Annotated in this window: 16 protein-coding genes and 4 pseudogenes; 13 read left to right on the top strand and 7 right to left on the bottom strand. The window is 71.6% G+C overall.

Annotation, left to right across the window (positions count from 1 at the left end; translation table 11 throughout):
• The coding region (locus ABD353_RS26475; RefSeq protein ID WP_344626184.1) for a LysM peptidoglycan-binding domain-containing protein at window positions 1-467 on the top strand (467 nt) is incomplete at its 5' end.
• 130 nt (window positions 468-597) lie between these two features.
• Window positions 598-1329, top strand: coding sequence for an SDR family oxidoreductase (locus tag ABD353_RS26470; RefSeq protein ID WP_344626183.1), 732 nt, complete (start codon window positions 598-600; stop codon window positions 1327-1329).
• Window positions 1330-2164: 835 nt separating this feature from the next.
• Here ABD353_RS26470 and ABD353_RS26465 read toward each other — a convergent pair.
• A complete protein-coding gene (locus ABD353_RS26465; protein WP_344626182.1) occupies window positions 2165-2347 on the bottom strand; it encodes a hypothetical protein in 183 nt (60 codons plus the stop codon).
• A 294-nt stretch (window positions 2348-2641) separates the two neighbouring features.
• Here ABD353_RS26465 and ABD353_RS26460 point away from each other — a divergent pair, with 294 nt between their 5' ends.
• A complete protein-coding gene (locus ABD353_RS26460) occupies window positions 2642-2767 on the top strand; it encodes a hypothetical protein (RefSeq protein WP_344626181.1) in 126 nt (41 codons plus the stop codon).
• 885 nt (window positions 2768-3652) lie between these two features.
• On the opposite strand, the gene ABD353_RS26455 is transcribed toward ABD353_RS26460, so the two are convergent.
• A complete protein-coding gene (locus ABD353_RS26455; protein ID WP_344626180.1) occupies window positions 3653-3961 on the bottom strand; it encodes a DUF7677 family protein in 309 nt (102 codons plus the stop codon).
• A gap of 54 nt (window positions 3962-4015) precedes the next feature.
• Between ABD353_RS26455 and ABD353_RS26450 the strand changes: the two are divergent.
• Window positions 4016-4777 (top strand): annotated as a pseudogene (locus tag ABD353_RS26450) (transposase); the annotation flags it as partial.
• 184 nt (window positions 4778-4961) lie between these two features.
• Here ABD353_RS26450 and ABD353_RS26445 read toward each other — a convergent pair.
• The 5 genes and pseudogenes from ABD353_RS26445 to ABD353_RS26430 form a co-directional block, all read right to left on the bottom strand.
• The gene (locus ABD353_RS26445) at window positions 4962-5972 is read right to left on the bottom strand and encodes a quinone oxidoreductase family protein (protein ID WP_344626179.1); all 1011 of its coding nucleotides are present in this window, start codon (window positions 5970-5972) and stop codon (window positions 4962-4964) included.
• Window positions 5973-6178: 206 nt separating this feature from the next.
• Window positions 6179-6267 (bottom strand): annotated as a pseudogene (locus ABD353_RS40535) (IS5/IS1182 family transposase); the annotation flags it as partial.
• A 408-nt stretch (window positions 6268-6675) separates the two neighbouring features.
• Window positions 6676-6962 (bottom strand): annotated as a pseudogene (locus ABD353_RS26440) (transposase family protein); the annotation flags it as partial.
• 822 nt (window positions 6963-7784) lie between these two features.
• A complete protein-coding gene (locus tag ABD353_RS26435) occupies window positions 7785-8741 on the bottom strand; it encodes a DUF6801 domain-containing protein (RefSeq protein ID WP_344626178.1) in 957 nt (318 codons plus the stop codon).
• Window positions 8738-11122, bottom strand: a complete 2385-nt coding sequence (locus ABD353_RS26430; RefSeq protein ID WP_344626177.1) for a helix-turn-helix domain-containing protein — start codon at window positions 11120-11122, stop codon at window positions 8738-8740. The genes ABD353_RS26435 and ABD353_RS26430 overlap by 4 nt, the downstream gene beginning before the upstream one ends.
• A 214-nt stretch (window positions 11123-11336) precedes the next feature.
• Here ABD353_RS26430 and ABD353_RS26425 point away from each other — a divergent pair, with 214 nt between their 5' ends.
• From ABD353_RS26425 to ABD353_RS26385, 9 genes and pseudogenes are all read left to right on the top strand, one after another.
• Window positions 11337-12020 carry a vWA domain-containing protein gene (locus ABD353_RS26425; protein WP_344626176.1) on the top strand — a complete coding sequence of 228 codons (684 nt, stop codon included), beginning with the start codon at window positions 11337-11339 and terminating at the stop codon, window positions 12018-12020.
• Window positions 12017-12988 (top strand): protein phosphatase 2C domain-containing protein, encoded by a 972-nt coding sequence (locus ABD353_RS26420; protein WP_344626175.1) that lies wholly within the window; start codon window positions 12017-12019, stop codon window positions 12986-12988. Before ABD353_RS26425 ends, ABD353_RS26420 begins: the two co-directional genes overlap by 4 nt.
• A complete protein-coding gene (locus tag ABD353_RS26415; protein ID WP_344626174.1) occupies window positions 12985-14949 on the top strand; it encodes an LppU/SCO3897 family protein in 1965 nt (654 codons plus the stop codon). Before ABD353_RS26420 ends, ABD353_RS26415 begins: the two co-directional genes overlap by 4 nt.
• Window positions 14950-15011: 62 nt before the next feature.
• Complete coding sequence (locus ABD353_RS26410) at window positions 15012-15239, top strand: hypothetical protein (protein ID WP_344626173.1); 228 nt, start codon at window positions 15012-15014, stop codon at window positions 15237-15239.
• Window positions 15240-15276: 37 nt separating this feature from the next.
• On the top strand, window positions 15277-16185 hold the full coding sequence (locus ABD353_RS26405; protein ID WP_344626172.1) for a sensor domain-containing protein: 909 nt from the start codon (window positions 15277-15279) through the stop codon (window positions 16183-16185).
• On the top strand, window positions 16182-17996 hold the full coding sequence (locus ABD353_RS26400) for a DNA/RNA non-specific endonuclease (protein WP_344626171.1): 1815 nt from the start codon (window positions 16182-16184) through the stop codon (window positions 17994-17996). Before ABD353_RS26405 ends, ABD353_RS26400 begins: the two co-directional genes overlap by 4 nt.
• A 35-nt stretch (window positions 17997-18031) precedes the next feature.
• Entirely contained in the window at window positions 18032-18640 is a 609-nt protein-coding gene (locus tag ABD353_RS26395; protein ID WP_344626170.1) for a hypothetical protein, read from the top strand.
• 99 nt (window positions 18641-18739) lie between these two features.
• Window positions 18740-19000, top strand: a pseudogene (locus ABD353_RS26390) (helix-turn-helix domain-containing protein); the annotation flags it as partial.
• A 125-nt stretch (window positions 19001-19125) separates the two neighbouring features.
• Window positions 19126-20379, top strand: coding sequence for an IS256 family transposase (locus ABD353_RS26385; protein WP_344626169.1), 1254 nt, complete (start codon window positions 19126-19128; stop codon window positions 20377-20379).
• Window positions 20380-20398: the final 19 nt, after the last annotated feature.

Here is a 20398-nt window from a genome sequence, read left to right as displayed (position 1 = left end):
GCCGCTGGCACGCCAACACCGGCAACGGCTACTACGGCGGCCTCCAGTTCGACCGCGCCACCTGGCACACCAACGGCGGCACCACCTACGCGCCCCGCCCCGACCTCGCCACCCGAGACCAACAGATCGCCGTCGCCGAACACCTCACCGCCCACCGCGGCCTCGCCCCCTGGCCCACCTGCGGCACCCGCACCGGCCACAACACCACCGCCCACCACGCGGTACCCGCGCCCCGGCCCGCCACCCAGCAACCCGCCGCCGAACCGGACACCGCGGCCGATGCCGACACCGGCCCGATCCCGGCCGACTCGGCGACCGTCGTGGTCCAGGACGGCAACACCCTCGACGGCATCACCCGAACCCTGCAACTGCCCGGCGGCTGGCCGGCCCTCTACGCCGCCAACCAGGACGTCATCGGCGACAACCCCGACGTCATCCTCCCCGGACAGACCCTCCGCCTGCCCTGACGCCCGGCAGTCCGTGGCCGGCGCAGCGGTGCCGCGGAGAGGCGGAGAGGTGGGAAGGCCGGAAGGCGGCAAGAGTGTCCATACACCTGTTCGAGTTCGCGGGGGATCGACTCACGTAGGAAGGCCCACCATGAAGATCACCGTCCTCGGCACCGGACTCCTCGGCTCGCAGCTCGCCACCGAGCTACGAGCACGAGGCCACGAGGTGACCGCCGCGTCGCTGTCGTCCGGCGTCGATCTGCTCACCGGGGCCGGCCTCGACAAAGCGCTCGCCGGCGCGGAGGCAGTGGTGAACGTGACCAACTCCCCCACGTTCGACGAGCAGTCGATCGAGTTCTTCCGGACCACGGTGGGCAACCTCCTCGCCGCAGGCGAACGGGCCGGCGTGCGCCACCAGCTGGTTCTGTCCATCGTGGGCGTGGACCAGGTCCCCGAACTGGACTACTACCGCGCCAAGGCGCTCCAGGAGGAGTTGCTGCGCGGCGGTCCGACGCCCTACTCGATCGTCCGCGCCACGCAGTTCTTCGAGTTCATGGAGCCGACCATGTCGTGGACCTCGGACGAGACCACGGTGCGGCTGCCCGCGACGTTGCTCCAGCCGATCGCCAGCCGCGACATCGTCGACGTCCTCGCAGACGTGGCCACCGGCACGCCGCTCGGCGGGATTCTCGAGATCGCGGGCCCCGACACGTTCACGCTCGACGAGATCGGCCGCATGACGCTGGCCGCGCGGGGCGACCGGCGCCCCGTCGTCGTCGACAACCAGGCGGGCCTGTTCGCCGCCGTCCACGGAAACGTCCTCACCCCGGGCCCCGGCGCCCGCCTGGCACCGACTCGCTACCAGGACTGGCTCAACGGCTGACCGCTCCCAGGGACGCGAGGAACTGCGCGACACGCCACTGACACTTCAGACGGGCAAGGCGTGTTGGGTTGTTGACGATGCGGAAGGCACGCACGGCAAGGTCTCCCGCGCCGTGGGGCTGACGACCTCCAGGCGTTCCGCGGCGGCCACCAGGATGAGGGCGCTGGTGACGTCGCCGGGCGCTCCACCCTGACCGGGATGCCGTCCCGGCCGGCGCGCGCAGGATCTTGGAGGTCACCGCCACGACGGGGTTGTTCCCCGTCCACGGCACCACCGAGGATGCCGCCCGGCACAGCGAGGATCCGGCCGTATCCGGCACGTAGACGGCGCCGGGCCGGGCAGGCGCCTGATGTCGGAGAGTTCTTCGCCAGGACCGGAAGCCGTCATGTGTCCCTCCCTTCGCCCCGTGGTCTCGGACCAGCATCGACTGGACTTCCTGCCCTGCGGGGAGGCGGAGTGCGCGAGCGAGGGCCTGGACTTCACCCGCACCGCCCTCGCCGACTGGCACCTGACCACCGCAGTCGGTCAAGTGGCCGCCGACGCCGCCCTCGTCACGGCCGAGCTCCTCGCCAACCCCGCCGATCACGCCGGACATCCCCTCGCTCTGCAACTCCATTGGTCGCCGGGACGGTTGCGGATCGCCGTCACCGATCCCGGTCCCACCCCGCCGCGGCTGGTCGAGCCGCACCGGCCGCAAACCCCGCACGCCGGACCGCGCTCGCCAACCCCGACCCGCTCCTCGACAACTGACCCCGCCTCGGCGCAGGCCTGCGCAGCAGGCCTCATCCGCGCGACGCGCTTCCCTGCCCGAGCCCGGGCCCGCCGGACCGGGAGGTCAGCCCAGCCACTGCCCGGCCAAACGACGCCGGGGCGCCGGCACCTCTCCCCCGTCCCGCACCCGGCCGAGTTCCAGCAGCACGTTGAACACGTCCACGGCCGCCGCAGCGGCCGGCATCGCAGCCTCGAACGCTCGCTGCCGATCCCGCGCCGCCCACGCCCGGGCCTCCCGCTCCACCATCGCCCGCAGCTCGGCCGACCTCGCCGCCCAACCTCCGGCACCGACTCCCGTATCTCGCCCATTCCGCCGTCATCACTCACCCCCGCACACCCGCCCGGCCGTCCGGCTGTCCGGGCCGGTCCCGACACCACTGAACGCCGACAGGAACGGCCGCGAGGCGCCGGCATGGGCCGGCTCCGACGCGATGCCGCCCGGCACGGTCTGCGGCGCCGCGCACCGCACTCGGCGACACCCCGATGCCGGCCGGTGCCGCGCCCGCGAGCCGACCGCCGCCAGGCTGCCAGGCTGCCAGGCATGGGCATGGGCATGCTCACGGCCGTCGAACGGGTCGTCCAGGAAGCGCAGCAGCAGCTCGACGATGACGCCCTGTCACCGCATCACGAAAGCTTGCAAGAGCCAGTCCCAACTGGCCACTACTGAAGGTGAATACGTAATGTCGGACAGTTGCTCCTGAGCGGGCCTGCGCCTGCGCGGCAGTCGTCGACCAGGTCTGGTCGGTTCTGTACCTGTAGCAGGTATCGACCCACCCGACTTCGACGGCGCAGGGCCAGGCATTCGAGGGGCGCCGAAAACGCGAGCATCACTCCGATGGCAGACATATGATCGGGCCGGTCGTCGGGGCGGAAGCCGAGCCGGGCTGTCGGATTCAATTCGAAGGCACCGACGCTCGCGCCTGACGTTACGTCCGAGTCGAGGGGGAGACGGTTGGCCCTGCGCAAGAAAGGCACCCGCCTTATCACGGTCGATGGCACGGCCTACCGGTGGCGTGTGTCCGGTGGGGCCGGATGCTGCACAGGGTGCGCATCGGGGCGGTTCGAGTTCGTGGTTGAGCAGGCCGATCAGAAGGGCGCGGTGTTGATGGCGACGACATCGGCCTTTCCCGTGGTTCCCTCCATCGTCGGGGCGGGAGTTCGCGCCGCGCTCGATCACGGGTGGCAGCCGATGCGAAAGGGATCAGCTTTCCGACTGACCGGGCTGGCGTAGACCACAGGGTGACGGCGGGCGGGGCGAGCCGGTCGACCACCGACCGCCGCTCGCGTGGAGCACCAAGTTCCACCTCGGGCCGCCTCGGCAAGGTCGGCCTCCAACCAGCCGCGGGCCGTCCGCTGCTCGTACACGGCCCCGATGAGGGTCATCCGCCACCCCGCCGAGACTGCCGCCTGCGCGGGGCCGGGTGCACCAGGCCGTGCTCGATGTTTGCGCGGCTCCACAACCTCGCACTCGCCGGATAGCCCACCTCACCGTCGCATACCAGGAAATATGCACCCGGCTACGGCACGGATCCAAGGTCCCGTACGCATGAAGTCAGTGAAGTTCGCATTCCCATGGCTCGATGTCCGGCTCGCCCAGGGGCAGCTCCCCGGTGCAGTACTTGTAGAGCCACGTCGCAGCCCTGCGTTCAGCGTGCTTCTCGTTGACCGGCTCTCCCTGCTCGTCCAGTTCAAGGACGTTGGCGAAGATGGCGAAGCAGATCTCCACTTGTGAAGGCGAGTCACGGAGCTCTTCCCAGTAGTCAACCCCTTCGAGTAGTGGGTGGCCCACCGAGCCACGGGCGAGCCATCCGGCAAAGCGCCGGAAGGCGCTCGAAGTACCGCGACTGAGGTGTGAAGGCATACCAAGAATCTAAGGGCTGTCCCGTAAGTGATCTTGCTGTGTGATGTCTTGGTCGTGGCTGATGTGATCACGGCGTCCGTGCCGTCCTGGACAGAGCCGTTCACCGGGCTGAGCCCGCGCACCTTCGGCAAGTTGGTGACCCAGCTCCGCCGCGAGGGCGCCGACGCTCCGGGCCGGGGCCGGCCGTGGAAGCTGCCGCTGGAGGACCGGGTGCTGCTGGTCGCCGCCTACTGGCGTACCAACCTGACACTGCGCCAACTGGCATCGCTGTTCGGGGTGTAGAAGTCCGCCGCCGACCGCGTCATCGACCATCTCGGGCCGAAGCTGGCGCTGCAGCCCCGTAAGCGGTTCGCGAAGGACACGGTGCTGATCGTGGACGGCACCTTGGTGCCGACCCGCGACCACAAGGTGGCCGAGCAGTCGAAGAACTACCGCTACTCCACCAACCACCAGGTCGTCATCGAAGCCGACACCCGCATGGTCGTCGTGGTCGGCCGGCCGCTGCCGGGCAACCGCCACGACTGCCGGGCGTGGGCCGAGTCCGGCGCCAAGGCCGCCGTCGGCAAGACCACCACGATCGCCGACGGCGGCTACCCGGGCACCGGGCTGGTCATGCCGCACCGCCGCCGCAAGGGCGAGGAACTGCCCGACTGGAAACAGACCCACAACAAGTCCCACAAGCAGGTGCGCGCCCGCGTCGAGCACACCTTCGCCCGCATGAAGACCTACAAGATCCTGCGTGACTGCCGCCTGCGCGGCGACGGCGTCCACCACGCCATGCTCGGCATCGCCCGCCTGCACAACCTCAACCTCGCGGATAGGCGAGCAGACCGAACCTCAGCCGACCACATCCTCACCAGCCCCAAGATCATCTACGGGACAGCCCTTAGAAGCGAAAGCCCCTTCTCCGGCAGGCGCCCGCGCGTTGAGCGGGCCATCGTGACGGCACCCCAGTACGCGACCCAGGTATCCCCGCCGTGTCACCCAGCGGAACCCTGTATCAGCTGCGCATCCCCTCGCGGTATCCAATAACGGCTGCATCCGGTACAACGAGCAGCTTGCCGGTGGTACGCCGAGCCTCCAGATCGCTGTGGGCCTGGGCGGCCTCGGACAATGCGTAGCGGCCCGTTACGGTGACCTCAAGCGCCTTGGAGCGCACCCACTCGAACACATCGGCGGCCCGTCGGAGCAGTTCGGACCGATCGGCGATGAAGTCCCCGAGGCTGGGCCGGATCAGGGTCAGCGAACCGCCCTGGGCGAGCCGAATCGGATCAAACGGCGGCACGGCACCACTTGCCGCGCCGAAGAGCACGAGATGGCCGCGGGTTCGCAGGCTGGCGATGCTCGCATCGAAGGTGTGCGCGCCGACGCCGTCGAAGACAACCGGCAGTCCCTGACCGCCGTTGAGCCGCCTCACCTCGGCTGCGAGATCGTCGACTGCGGAGGAAAGGATCACCTCAGCGGCCCCGGCACGCTTCGCCAGCTCGGCCTTCGCCGCGGTCGACGTCGTGCCGATCACCCTGCCGCCGAGATGGGTGATGAGCTGGGTCAAAAGGAGCCCCATGCCACCGGCAGCCGCATGCACGAGCACCGTGTCGCCCCGCTGGACCGGGTAAGCGTCTGTGACGAGATAGTGCGCGGTCATTCCTTGCAGGAGCACGGCGGCGGCGGCCTCGAAGCCGATATCGTCGGGCAGCGGCACCAACCGCGAGGAGTCCACGACGGCCCGCTCGGCATAGGTGCCGGGAATCTCCACCCAACCGACCCGGTCCCCCACGGCGACGTCAGCCACGTCCGGTCCAACTTCGACGACCGTGCCAGCGCCCTCAGCGCCCGGGGTGAAAGGCAGCGGGAGGACGTATCGACCCTCGCGGTGGTAGACGTCGAGGAAGTTGACCCCGGATGCGGCGACCTCCACGACCGCCTCGCCCGGACCCGGCCGCGGCTGGTCCACCTCGGCCTCCTGCAGCACCTCGGGACCGCCCACTTCGTACACCTGAATCGCTCGCATGACCCTCCAATAGCGGCTCTCATCCCCCACCAACCCCGTTGATGGGGATCCGATTCCCGGCATGCAGATCAACGCCCGCCGGCGCCGCACGCCACGACCAAGATCATCGCACAGCAAGATCACTTATGGGACAGCCCTTAAGGGCTGTCCCATAAGTGACCGTTGAGATGGCCGGGACAAGGTGGGCTGATCGCCGGTGGGTCGGGCTATGCGGCCTGGAGAAGGTTGTGGAGGCGGGCGATGCCGAGCATGGCGCGTGGTGGACGCCGTCGCCCTTGAGCCGGCCAGAGCGCAGCGTCCGCTCCCGCCTCGTCCGCGACGTTCCGTCAAGCCGGTGCGGCTCTTCTCGATAGCAACCCGCCGCAGGCCTTGACGGACGAGATCTGACGTCGTGCCATGAGAGGACACCGCGACGGGGGGATGACACGATGGCGGCAGAGGGACATGACGGACCCAGTGGCGAGCCCGAGAGCCACGATGAGGTCCCACAGAGCAGCGCTCCAAGAAAAATCCCACCTGGCAATGACTTCGCCCATGTGGCTTGGATCGTCCTGGCTCTCATCGTCTTCGGGCTGATCTTGACCGCGGCATCCGGCGCCGGCGATTGCTCTGCTAACTGCGACGGCAACACGGGACCCTTGTGGCACTGATCACCGAGCTGCCCGCGAACCTGGCCGCCGCCTCGCTGGTCGCCACCACCGGTTCGCTGCTGCAGCGCCATCGCCGGGGCGTTGCGGTCGACGATGCGGTCGGCAGCCGACTTCGACACTCCATACAGCGGCGCCAACTGCCGCAGCGGAGGTTGGCCCGCCAGTATCCGGCGACCAGCAGGCCCCAGTCCTCCAGCGGCAGGCCTCAGGGCCGCCCCTTGCGGACCGAGCCTGCACCTTCCCACCGCAGCGTGGGTGGACAGCTTGCCGAACTGCCTCGGACACAACCCGGTGAACGGGGATAGCAGGACGGCTCCGACGCCGTGAGCACACCAACCACAGCAAAACCATCTCACCCAGGACCAGCAGTTACGGGACAACCCTTAGCCACAGCGGGCCACGGTCACATCGCCGACCTCGCATCGCTGGGGCCGCACGCCAGCGCCGCGGCTGGAGTAGGCCACGGAGCTCCGCTTGCCGTCGCACTGGCTCTGCGGTGCCGTCATGGTGTCGTTGCCGGCGCCCGCGCCGGGCACAAGGACGGGTGATTGCCGCCCGGAGGGAAGTCTCGTTCGGGAGTTCCGCCTCTGGGCGGCACGTTCGGGTTCGCCGGGAGCTCGGCCGGCAGGCAGCAGGACGGAGCGTCCCAGTACCGGCACCGCCGGGCGGCGTGTCACGCCGCCGTCCCGGCGTCGTCCTGCCCGGTGCCCGGGGGCGGCGCTCCCATCCTGACCGACAGCACGGACCCCGGGTGGAGGTGGCAACGTATGGCGGAGGCTGGGATCGACTACGCAGCGGCGTTCCAGGCGCTTCCCGGCGCGATCACGCTCCTCACCCCGCAGCTCGTGTTCGCGGCCGCCAACGAGACGTTCCTGCGCCAGGCCGAGCGCAGCCGCGACGTGGGCGAGCCCGGGGTTGAACGTCTCGGAGCAGCCGTCACTCCGGACGGCTGGCACACCTGGCCCGACGACCCGCCCAACCGATCTGACCGACCCCGTCCGGCGCCGCGGGCCCGGCTCGCGGCGCCGGGCCCAGTGCCGACCATTGCCCGCCCCGACAGGTGTGCACCGGTGATCCCGGTGCTGGGCAGTTCCTCGGCCGAGGGCCGCCGAGAACCGCCGAGGGTCGCCGAGGCAGGCGTCGGGCACAGCATGACGGACGGTCAGGACGAGGGCTCGGATGCTCTGCGGCGCTTCGACCGCCGCCGGTGGAGGACGGCGGCTGCGGCAACGGCAGCGGCGAGGGCTGCGGCGAGGGCTGCGGCGATTGCGGCGGTGACCAGGCCGGAGCTCTCGGATTGGGCGGTTTGCGTCAGCGGGGCGGCGGACGCCGGTGCTGGAGGGGCCGGCGGGGTGGTGGCGGAGGAGGCGGTGCTTGCGGCGGCGGAGGCGTCCGTTCCCGGCGGGGTGGTGGCCGGGCTTGCGGAGGATGGGGCCGGGGCGGACGGAGGGGCGGCGGAGGACGGAGGGGCGGCGGAGGACGGGGTGGGAGGGGCTTTCGCGGCGGTGACCTCGAAGGGGGCGACGGTGTCGTCCTGGCCGGCGTTCAGGGTGCAGGGGACGTCGACCCGGCCGGGCCCGGCCAGGTTGCCGTCGGCGTCCTTGGGCACGAGGTGGAGGGTGAACTTGTCGGCGGTCACGCGCCCGGTGCCGGGGCGGGTGAAGGAGAGCCGGGGCGCGTTGCCGGTGGCGGGGATCTCGAAGGCGCCGGAGGCGGGAACGGGGGTGCGGGTGATGGCGAGGTGGACGGGGACGGCCCTCTCGCCCTGCGGGGCGAGGACGCGGGTCTCGGCGTCGACCGAGCCTTCGATGCTGCGCACCCCGAGCACGTAGCGCAGGCCGAGGGTGAAGGAGGCCTCGACGGTGGCGGCCGCCCGGATGGCGAAGGCCGGGCTGGACTCGCCGGCCGGCAGGGTGGCCGGGATGTCCGCGGAGATCCTGGCGGTGATGGCCTGTCCGCCGATGGTCGGGAAGACGCAGGTGTAGTGCAGGGTGGGGGCGGCGGGCCGGGCGGCCGCGGGGGCGGTGGCGAGGGCGCCGACGAGGGCGGTGGCGGTTGCGGCAACGGCCGCGCGCCGGGTGCGCCTGCTCGGGCGGTGCGTACGGGATTCGGCGCTCATCGTGCCCCTTCCGTCGAGTGGTCGCGCCGGCGCTGTTCGCGGCCGTGGCGCTGCTGGTGGCTGCGGCTCAGGTGGCTCTGGATCCAGGCGTGGCGGAACTGGTAGACCGCACCGACCTGGCGGAGCACACCGCGCTGGTGGGCGTCGTCCAGGAAAGCGATCAGCGCCCAGGGCAGTTGCCCCGTGAGCGGCAGCCATATGCGGGCCAGTGCCACCCACTGGCCCCAGGCGGTCAGGCTCAGTCCGTAGCCGAGCCCGGCGCCGAACGCGGCCTCCAGTCCGAACACCAGGCCGACCTCGAAGCCACGCAGCGGCCCGTACACGATGCCGTTGAGCAGGCCGACGCCGATGCCGAGGACGAGCGCCCAGGTGAGCAGGTGGTAGGCGACGTTGCGGCGGTCGATGTGCAGCAGGTCGGCGGGGCTGACGACGGATTCGGAGCGGACCGGGGCCTCGAACAGGGCGATCAGGCCGAAGACCAGCCCGGTCGCGAGGGCGATCGGCGGGATGAACAGCAGCCCGGCGGCGAGTCCGGCGCCCTGCCCGTCGGCGAGTCCGATCGGAGCCACCAAGCCCTCGTCGACCAGGATGAGCAGCGCCATGCCGGCTGCTCCTGCACACAGGCCGATCAGGGACCGGGTGCGGGCTTTGCGGCGGGTCATCGGGGTGCCGGTGCTGAGCCGCATGCGGACCGGCGAGGGTCTGAGGGCGGCGCGGGCGGAGGCGTGCCAGTAGACGAGTCCGAAGAGCGTGCCGGCGGCGAGGCCGTGCAGGACGCCGACCAGCAGGCCGCGGACGACGGCGAACCGGAAGCTGTGCGCGGTGGCGACCAGGTCGACGGGGAGGTTGCCGATGGCGGTGGTGACTCCGAAGGCGATGCCGGCCAGGACTGCGATGATCACGGTGCGCGAGAGGCGGCTCATGCCGGTGCCGACCTCCCACCAGGTGAGGTCCTGCCGTTCGCGGCCGAGCCGGGTCAGGTGGTCGGCGAGGTGGCCGAGCCAGCGTTCGGCGCGTTCCGCGTCCCACGGTCCGGGCCGGCGGTGGGCGGTGCCGAGCCGTTCGGTGGGACGGGGGCGGTAGACGGCGGGGACGAACCCGGCCAGCAGGTGCTCCTCGATCGCCTCGGGGTCGGGGAAGCGGGCGGTGTCCAGGAGTTCGCCCGGCCGACGTTCGGGGTGGTCGCTGTACATGGTGCGGGCGAGGGCGATCATCAGCGGGGTGCGCAGCGCGGCGGCGAGGTTGGCGCGGCCCGCGCTCTGCGCCGTCCGGGCGGGGTCGAGGACGGTCTCCCAGGTCGCGCCCTGCCCGTCGGTGTCGGCGGGCCCGGGGAAGGCCGGGTCGGTCCGGGGCAGGTAGCCGCGCAGGTCGTCGAGGTCCAGGTCGCGCAGTTCCAGGACGACGGCGGCGGCCAGCGGGGCGTGGGCCGTCCGGACGGCGGCGGTGAACTCGGCCTTCCGGCTGGTGAGGACAAGCGGCAGCCGGGACAGGTTGAGTGCTTCGAGGGCAGGGGCGCGCAGGTCTTCGGCGAGTTCGTCGAACCCGTCGAGGACGGGGAGGACGAGGTCGTCGTCGAGCAGGTCCGCGGCCAGCGTCTTGCCGCTGGGGACCCGGCGGGCCAGGTGCGGGTAGTCGCGCAGCAGCCGGCCGATCAGCCAGTCGCGCAGGGCCACGGTGGTCGGGTCCCAGGCGCCGAGGCTGAAGATCACCGGCACTCGTTCGTTGCGGGTGCGGGCGTCCAGCAGGTCGAGGGCGAACCGGACCGCCAGGATCGACTTGCCCGATCCGGCCCGGCCGAGGACCACCAGCCGGCCCGACGGTATGCGTTGGTAGATCGCGGCGACCCGCCGCAGGTCGCCGCTGAGGTCCGGTTCGACGCGGGCCTCCCCGGGGGCCAGCAGGAGGGCGTTCGCCGACTGGTCGGCCACCCCCGCCGGCACCTGTTGCCAGCGCACCGGCAGCGCGAACGGGTGGTGCACCCGGTGTTGGGCCTCCTCGCGGCGCCAGCGCTGTCGGCTCTCGCGGGCCAACTCCTCGGCGGCGTCGGCGAGCGGGCCGTGGTCCCGGGGCGGCGGCGGTGCTCCCGGCGGGGGCACCTGCGGTGACGGTGTCTCAAGTGATGGAGCATCGGGTGATGGGGCCTCGGGTGCGGCCGGGCCTGTGCCGCCGCTGAGGGCGCTCAGCCGCCGGCGGTCCTCGGGGCCGGCGTCGAGCGCGTCCGCGATGCGGTTGATGGTGCCGAGCCGGTGGTCGAAGGGCCGGTCGGTCTCGATCCGGCGGACGGTGCTCTCGCCGAGCCCGGCCCGCTCGGCGAGCTGGAACTGCGTCAGGCCGGCCTGCTTCCGTAACTGCCGCACCAGCGCTCCGAGCGTCTCCGCCACGACCCGTCCTTCCCCCGAGGAATCGAAACAGGGGCGAGCCTACCCTGACGACCGGTCACATATGACCGGTGCTGTGACCTGTGCCTTTGCCTGACGCGACGCCAGCATCGGCGGTGCGGACAACGGTCCCGCGGCCCCGGCGCACCCCGTTGCGCGGCCCGGGCCGCCCCCGTCCGCGACACCAGTGCGTGAACTTGAAGGAGGCGGTGTTCCGATGGCGGAGGCGAAGGGCGTCCTGCTGCCGGCCTACGTGGTGGCCGACGAGTCGGGCTCGATGGCCCCGTACCAGCGGGAGCTGGGGGACGGGGTGGCGTCGCTGTGCGAGGGGCTGCGGGCGGAGCCGATGGTCGCGGCCAAGCTCCGGCTGGCCGTGCTGGGCTTCTCCGACGACGTCCAGGTCCGGCTCGCGGTGGCCGACATGCGCACCGAGACCACGGTGCCCCGGCTGGTGATCCGCGGGGTGACCAACTACCGGGCCGTCTTCGAGGACCTGCTGCAGCGGATCCCCGGCGACGTGAAGTGGCTGCGCGGCGAGGGCTACCGGGTGCACCGCCCGGTGGTCTTCCTGCTCAGCGACGGCCAGCCCACCGACGGCTCGTCCTGGCACGCGCCGCACGCGGAGCTGACCGACCGGGATCGCACGCCGACCGCGCCGAACATCATCGCCTGCGGTCTCGGCGACGCCCGGGCGCAGACCATGGTCGACGTCGCGACCCGCCCGGAGTTCGCCTTCCTCGCCAAGTCCGGCGCCGACGTCGGCCGGGCGATCTCGGAGTTCTTCCACTCGCTGACCATGAGCCTGGTGGCCTCCGGACACGCCCTGAACTCGGCCAACCCGCAGTTGGTGGTGAACCGGCCCGACCAGTTCACCATGGCCATCGACGAGGTCGGCCGGTGACGCCCGCCCGCCGGGGCGACCCGGACCCCGCGCCGCCGGCGGCGCCCCCAAGGCCCGCCGGGCCGCCCCGGGCGACCGGGCCGGACCCGGCGCCGTGGCAGCGGATCACCGTGGACGTGCCGGGCCTGGAGTTCGAGGCCCGGCCGCCCAGCCAGTACGCCTTCGACTTCCCGGACAGCGAGTGCGAGGGCTGGTCCACCGACCGGCTCACCCTGCGGTTCGCGTCCGTCCGCGGCGCCAAGCACCGCTACTATCGGCAGCCGCGCCAGGACGCGGCGCGCGCCGCCGTGCACGAGGCCACCGGCGGCATCGTCTTCGCGGTCGCCGACGGCGTGTCCAGCGCCGCCGAGTCCCACCAGGGCGCCGTCGAGGCGTGCCGGGCCGCCGTCGAACGCATCCTGCACTTGCTCGACCGGAGCCCGGACCGGCTCGACGGCGCCGACGTCGCGGCCCAGGCTGCGGAACGGCTGCGCGAACTGGCGCGGTGGCGGCTCGGCGTCGCCGCGCCGCAGGCGGCCGAGGTGGCCCGGCTGTACGCGACCACCCTGGTGGCGGGGGCCGTCCGTGCCGCAGGCGACGCCCTGGAGGTCGAACTCTTCCGGATCGGCGACTCCGCGGCGTGGCTCCTCGACCGGGCCGGCGGCGGCTACCACCCGCTGTTCGGCGGCAAGGCCGTACCGGGCACGCCGCTGGTCAGCAACGAGGTCTCCCCGCTTCCCCTGGTCCCCGACCGGCCGGAGACGGCCGTCGGACGGCTGGCCGAACCGTGGGTGCTACTGGTCGGCACGGACGGGTTCGGCGATCCGCTCGGCGAGGGCGACGGCCGGGTCGGGGAGCTGTTCGCCCGTCAACTCGCCTCGCCGCCGCCACCGTTGTGGCTCGGTCACGTGCTGGACTTCACCCGGGAGACCTTCGACGACGACCGCACCCTGCTGGCGATCTGGCCCCGGGCCGAGGGACACAGGTGAGCGCGGGGCCGGCCGCCCCGGTCGAGTTCGCCGCGCTGACCCTGGGTGGGGAACTCGGCCGAGGGGGCCAGGGATCGGTCCACCGGGTGTGCAACAAGCGCATCAACGAGTCGGCGGCCGACGGCGGTTGGGAGGTCGTCTACAAGGAGTACGCCCCCGCGGTGCTGCCGCAGGTGGACGCCGGCGCGCTGGCCGCCGCGGTCGCGCTGCCCGGGCGGCTGACCGGCGAGCAGGCGCGCTGGCTGTGCGAGAAGACCTCCTGGCCGGCTGCCGTGGTCCGGCGCGGAGGACAGACGTGCGGGTTCCTGATGCGGGCCGTCCCCGACCGCTTCCACTTCACGCTCCGGACCCTGGCGGCCGGCAACCAGGGCTCGCCCCGGCTCGCCACCCTGGAGTACCTCCTCAACGATGACGCCTACGTCGCCGGGATCGGGCTGACCGTCACCGACCGGGATCGGCTGCTCCTGCTCGCCGACCTGGCGACCACCCTCGACCGGCTGCACCGCTTCGGCGTCGCCGTCGGCGACCTTTCGCCGAAGAACCTGCTCTTCACCCTCGCACCGCGGCCCGAGTGCTTCCTCATCGACTGCGACGCGGCCCGAACCGACCGTGCGACGGTGCTGCCGCAGGCCGAGACCCCGGACTGGCAGGTCCCCGCGGGCGAGGAACGGGCGACGCCGCACAGCGACACGTACAAGCTCGCCCTGCTCGCCGTCCGCCTCTTCGCCCGCGACCAGAGCACGACCGACCCGGCCGCGCTGGCGGCGATCGTCCCGGCCCTCGGAGCCCTGGCCCGCGCCTCGCTCCGGACGGACCCGGCCGCCCGGCCGACGCCCGCCGCCTGGGCCGAGCAACTGGCCTCGGCATCCGGCAGCCTGAAACCCGGCCGCGGGCCGAAGGCCGCCGGGGGAACGAAGCCGGGCGGGGCAGCGAAGCCGAAGCCGCCGACCGGACCGGCCGCCCTGCGACCGCGCGTCAACAGCGGTGGCGGACCCGCCGGTTCGGCAGCGGGGAACGCGGGAGCGGGCAGCACGGCGGCCGGGGTCGGCAAGGTGCTCGCCGCCGTGGCCGCCGTCGTGGCAGTGCTGCTGTTCGTGACCCACCGCGACGACTCCCACCCGGCCGACGCCAAGGCGGCCGCCGACAGCCACCCGCTGACGCTCAGTCACCCACCGCGTCCCGCCGGCAGCTCGTACCGGATCCCGCAGCCCGATCCGACCGTCAGCAGCACCCGCCCACGAACCCCGACCCCGACCCCGACGCCCACCCCGAGCCCGAGCCCGAGTCCGACCGATCCGGTCGCCACCGCGGGCGTCGGCGACTGCTTCTACGACACCGGGACCAGCGGCCACGCCGACCTCACCCCGGCCACCTGCACCGCAGGGACGTTCAAAGTCGTCCGGATCAACGAGGGCAGCACCGACCTGGACGGCTGCGCCAACGTGCCCGGAAACGACGAGAGCGTCAGCTCCAAGCGCTACTCGCGGGTCCTGTGCCTCAGTTACCAGAGCTCCGGCGGGGACTCCTACCACGCCCGGCAGGGCGACTGCGTCTTCGGGCCGTCCGGCACGGGACCGTGGTCGGTGCTGTCCTGCCGGACCGGCGCCTTCAAGGTCCTCGCCGTCTACCGCGGCACCAGCGACCACTCCAAGTGCGACAACTGGCCCCACTACAACCAGTGGCGGACCGTCTCCGGCCCCAAGGGCGCCGACCTCGACGTCCTGCAGTGTCTGTCCATGGTGTTCCCCGACGACGCAGGCTACGCCACTGTCCGCGAATGCCTGCTCAAGTCGGGTTCCACCTTCACCAACGTCGGCAGCTGCGACCGCTCGAACGTTTACGTCACCGGACGCACCAGCACGCCGAACTACCCGACGTTCTGCGGCCAGGACGGCTCCACCTACTGGCGCTCCAACGAGTTCCCCGACCTCGGCTACACCGTCTGCTGGCGCTGGCGCTGACCCCCACCGCCGCTGCGCATTGACCGACCCACCATCCCACCGACGAAGTTCAAGGACCTGACATGGCATATCGCTACCGGTGCGGCGAATGCGGCTTCAAGACCTCCTGGGGCACCGAGTCCCAGGGCGAGCGGGAGCAGATCGCGCACTACACCGACCGCCACCCCGGCCTGCGCCCCGGCGGAACGGTCGAGGCCAACACCAAGAACCCGGAGGGGGGCATCGGCTGCCTCGGCTTCCTCGCCGTGCTGTTCCTGCTGTTCGTCCTCGCCGTCGCGTGCAACCGATGAACGGCGCCGACCCGAACACCCCGATGAGGAAGAGGTCATGACGAAGCATTACTGGAACCAGGGCCCGGCCGCACCGGCACCACCCACCTGGCAGCAGACGCCACGCGCGGTGCCGCCCCAGCTCGGCCGTAGCGGCGGCGCGGCGGCACCGGCCCCGAGCGGGCCTGCGCCCGCCACGCCGCCCGCCACGCCGCCCGCCACGCCGCCCGCCACGCCGCCGGCTGCGGCGCCGTCCGGGGCGCCGTCCGGGGTGCGGGCAACGCGCCGGGGAGCCGGGGTGCTGCGCCACTGGCGGCTGCTGGTGGCCGCCGTGGTCCCCTGCCTTCTGCTGGCCAGCGTCGGGTGGTGGTTCTGGCCGCAACAGCCGACGGGCCTTCCGCCGCACATCGCCGAGGGGACCGTCCAGGCGGACCTGATCAGCACTGACGGCGTCAGCAAACTGGTCGGGGCGACGGTGGCGGCCGGGCCCCAGTCGAACCGGCCGCACGCCCCGCTCACCACGGCCCCGTCGGGCTGCGCTGTCGCCGCCGGACCGACGACGCAGTCGGTCTACGGGCAGGCGTGGAAGGCGTTCCTGTCGGCGACCTACCAGGACGCCGGAGGCTCGGGCAGCTACACCGTGAACCAGGTGATCGGCGTGTTCCCGGACGGCAAGAAGGCGGGCGCGGCCTTCCGCACGCTCACCGACGGCCTCGCCAAGTGCCCGTCCTCAACACTCACCGACCAGGCCGGACGTACGTCGAAGTGGGCCTACACGGCGCACCCCGCCACCGAGGTCGCGGTGGCGTGGACCGCGACGCAGGGCGACACCGTGAACTGGGCCTGCTACCACCAGGCGCGGGTGAAGGGCGCAAGCCTGATCCAGGCCTCCGTCTGCCAGGCCGGCGACGGCGAGCCCGCCGTCTCCATGATCGCCGACGAGCTCACCGGCAAGGTGACCGGATGACCGCGCCCTCGCGCAGGACGGCCGCACGCCGCCGGCGGACGCTGCCCCGCATCCTCCACCTCGTGCTGATGGCGCTCCTGGCGCCGATCGTCGCCGCGGGAGTGCAGACGATCGCGGCAGCCGACGCCGTGGCGGTCACGGTACAGGCGGGCACGCTTGCCCCCGTCCCGCTGGTGGCGCCCCGGGGGTTCGAGGCCGCCCTGGCGACCCTCCTGGTGGAGATCAACGACGCGAACCGGCAGGCGGCGGAGCTGGCCCGGCAAGAGAAGGACGTGGTCGCCGAGGCGGAGCGGATCACCAAGGAGTCCGCCGCCATCCGCGACAGCAAGGCGGCGCTCAACGCCAGGGTCGCCGCGGTGAACCAGGAGATCAGCGACCACAACGAGCGCGCGAAGGCCGTGGATGGCGAGATCACCGCCCACAACGCCAAGCCGCACACGTTCCAACTGCCCGCGGAGGCGGGCGCGGCCGCCGCCTTCGACGCCGAGGCGCGCCAACTGGAGTCCAGGAGGAACCAGGAAAACGCCGTCGAGGACAAGATCCAGGGCGAGGAGAGCCAGATCCGGCAGGAGGCCTCCCAGGTCGACGCCAGGTCCTCCCAACTCGACGCAGCCTCCAAGGCCAATGACACGAAGGCCTCCGATCTCACGACGAAGCAACAGCAGCTCCAGTCCCGAGGCCAGCAACTGCTCGCGCAGATGGCGCAGGCGATCCAGAGCTTCGCCTCCGTTCCGTCGAACCCGGCGGCCGCCATGGACCAGGGCGGTGACGCGCCCGCTCCGGCGCCGCAAGCCGGCAACCGGTTCGCCGGCCAGGACGAGGACACCGGCGACAGCCCCTACCGCCGGCCCCGGGCCGCCGCACTGACGCAGTACGCGAAGCAGCACGGCACCACCGTCGACACCCGCCCCGGCACGGCGTACCTGACGCCCGACGCCGTCCGGCAGCTCTCCCCCGCGCAGGCAGCCACCCTCGGCAGCCCGTCCATCAGCTACGACGGGCTGGTCCGCAAGCCCAACGGCCACTACACGGCGCTACGGGTGCGGGCCCCGGCCACCACCACTGCCCCGGCCCCGGCACCGGCACCGGCACCCGCGGCCTTCGAATCCGGCGGGCTGGTCGTGCACCGCAATGGCGAACAACTCCCCGTCGACGAGGTCACGACGGTCCAGGAGGCGCCCGTCGCCGCCGCACCCGGCCCCGCCAACCCTGCCTCCGGGGGGAACGGCAACCGGAGCGTCCCCACCTGTGAGGACTTGAAGCCTTCAGGGGCCACGGACCTGAATGGCGGAGGATGGGTCGACTACCTGCCGTCGGACGCTCAGGGCCGCAACCGGGGAGTCAAGGCCTGTCTCGAAGGGAAGCCCAGCTCCAAGAGGGGGCAGTCCGCGGGCGGCGACATCCGGGGCTGGAGCGACGCTCAGGCGCGGGCGACCGCCCTCGGGTTCCCTGACCCCGATAAGGTCCTCGCTCGCTGCCACTCCGTGCCGCGCATGGCTGGCGGAACGAGGGACGAGCGGAACCTGACGCCTTGCTTCCAACAGGGGGCCAACACCAACCAGGCAACCGGCGGCACCATCACCAACAGCATGCGGACCTTCGAGACCAGGGCCGAGAGCGGCATGAACCGGGGTTATGTGCTGTACAACGTGCGTCCGCAGTACAACAGCACCATCAGCACCATTCCAAGCGAATGGGACATGTCGCTCTACGCGTGGGATGCCACCACCGGGGCGAGCACGGACTCCGCATGGACGGTCGTGGACAACGCGCGCTACGGCCCGAGCGGACTCGTGAACCTGGGAAACTAGCCTCCGGCGAGAACGGGCGGCCGACGGGAGTGGACGTGAACGTCGAGGAGACGCTGGACCGGCTCGGCGCGGTGATCGGGCCGCCGCCTGAGGACGGAGTGGTGCCGGTCCCGTGGGAGCGCGCGCCGGGGGAGATCGGTTTCCAGCTGCCCGCGGACTACCGGGCGTTCGCCGACCGGTACGGGTCGGTCAGCATCAGCAACGAATTGCACATCTACACGCCATCGGCAGCGCCCAGTTCCCAGATCGCGGAGCCGGTCGGCTTCGAGGGGTTCCTGTTTAACACGACGGAGCCCTACGGATACTGTGCCTGGCTGGCCCAGGCCTACCGGGACGGGGATTATGACGAGTGCCCGTATCCGCTGTTCCCGGCCGAGGGCGGGCTGCTGAAGTGGGGCAACAACTACAACTCCGACCATTTCTTCTGGCTGATACGGGGCCCGGACCCGGACCGCTGGCCGGTCGCTGCCAAGTTCCACTCGATGCGGGAGTGGGACCTGTTCGAGGGCGGCTTCCTGAAGTTCCTGCTGGCCGCGGTGACGCAGCAGTACCCGTACCATGATGATGTTGTCCCGGACGGGCTGAAGCAGGTCGGTGACGGCCGTGCTTATCGTTTCAAGGGTGACTGGTCCAAGCGACTGTGACTGACCGTCATTCTGGTTGTGACGGTTGGCTGCCGATCTGGGGTGTTGGAGTTGACCAACGAGCTGGTGCGTGATTGCGGTGGGGATGCGCCGGCCCAGGAGGCATGGCAGGCAGTGGTCGAGGGCCTGCGGCACGCGGTCCGGGGCGGCGTGCGGCTCCGGGCCGCGGGTGCGGGCGCCAAGCACCGGCCGGTGTTCACCGACCGGGCGGTCGCGGCGCTGATCCATCTGCGGCACGGCCTGCCGCGCGCGGTCCTGGGACTGCTGCTCGGCGTCGACCGCTCCACGATCACCCGGGCCGTCGCCGAGATACGGGGCATGCTTGCCCGCCGCGGCTTCGCGGTGCCGGACCGCCCAGGGTCGCCCGGCTGGAGCAATGCTCGGAACCTGTGGATCGGCTCGGGAGGGCATACCTTCCCGGGTAATTGATCGATAGGTCACCGAGCAAGGCCGACGTTGCAGCGCTGGCCGGAAAGACACGCCCTGTGCTCACCGTGGTCAACGAGGACGACACTACGCGAGACGGCTCCTTGCTGGACGAGATCGTCCGCGAAGGCGCGAGGCGGATGCTGGCCGCCGCGCTGGAGGCCGAAGTGAACTCCTACATAGCCGAGTTGGCTGATGAGCGGGACGAGATGGGGCGCCGCCTGGTGCTCCGCAACGGCTACCACCAGCCCCGGAAGGTCACCACCGCCGCCGGCGTCATCGAGATCAAGCAGCCGCGGGTCAACGACAAGCGGGGCGATCAGGCCACCGGCGAGCGCCGGCGGTTCTCCTCGGCGATCCTGCCGCCGTGGTGCCGCAAGTCCCCGAAGATCGCCGAGGTACTACCGCTGCTCTACCTGCACGGCCTGTCCACTGGTGACTTTGTGCCTGCCCTGGAGCAGTTCCTCGGCTCCTCGGCCGGGCTGTCGCCGGCGACCGTGACCCGGCTGACTGCCCAGTGGCAGACCGACCGCGCCGTGTTCCAGGACCGCGACCTGTCTGGCACCGACTACGTCTACGTCTGGGTCGACGGCATCCACCTGCGCATACGCCTGGACGAGGCCAGGGCCGCCGTCCTGGTGGTCATCGGAGTGCGCGCGGACGGCACCAAGGAACTGGTGGCCATGACGGACGGCTTCCGAGAGTCGTCCGAGTCCTGGGCCGCGCTGCTGCGGGACTGCGCGAGACGGGGCATGCGTGCGCCCGTGCTCGCGGTCGGCGACGGGGCACTCGGGTTCTGGAAGGCCCTGCGCGAGGTTTTCCCCGGCACCCGCGAGCAGAGATGCTGGGTTCACAAAACCGCCAATGTTCTCGACGCCATGCCGAAGTCGGCTCAGCCGGCGGCGAAGAAGGCGATCCAGGACATCTACAACGCTGAGGAACGCGACCACGCCGAGCAGGCCATCCAGACCTTCGCCAAGCTCTACGGCGCGAAGTTCCCCAAGGCCGTCAAGAAAATCACCGACGACCAGGACGTCCTGCTGGAGTTCTACAACTACCCGGCCGAGCAATGGATCCATCTGCGGACCACCAACCCGATCGAGTCGACCTTCGCCACAGTCCGACTCCGCACCGAGGTCACCAAGGGCGCCGGTTCCCGCGCCGCCGGGCTCGCCATGGTCTTCAAGCTCGTCGAGTCCGCCCAGGCCCGCTGGCGAGCCGTCAACGGCGCCCATCTCGTCCCACTCGTCCGCGCGGGGGCCCGCTTCGAACGCGGCAAGCTCGTCGAGCGCCCTGGGGCGGTCGCGGCCTGAACGAGCAGTGACGAGGTCT

The sequence above is a fragment of the Kitasatospora arboriphila genome (genome assembly GCF_039528095.1).
GTDB classification, from domain to species: domain Bacteria; phylum Actinomycetota; class Actinomycetes; order Streptomycetales; family Streptomycetaceae; genus Kitasatospora; species Kitasatospora arboriphila.
The sequence above is the reverse complement of the archived record's forward strand: the minus strand, read 5'-3'. Positions and strand labels throughout refer to the sequence as shown.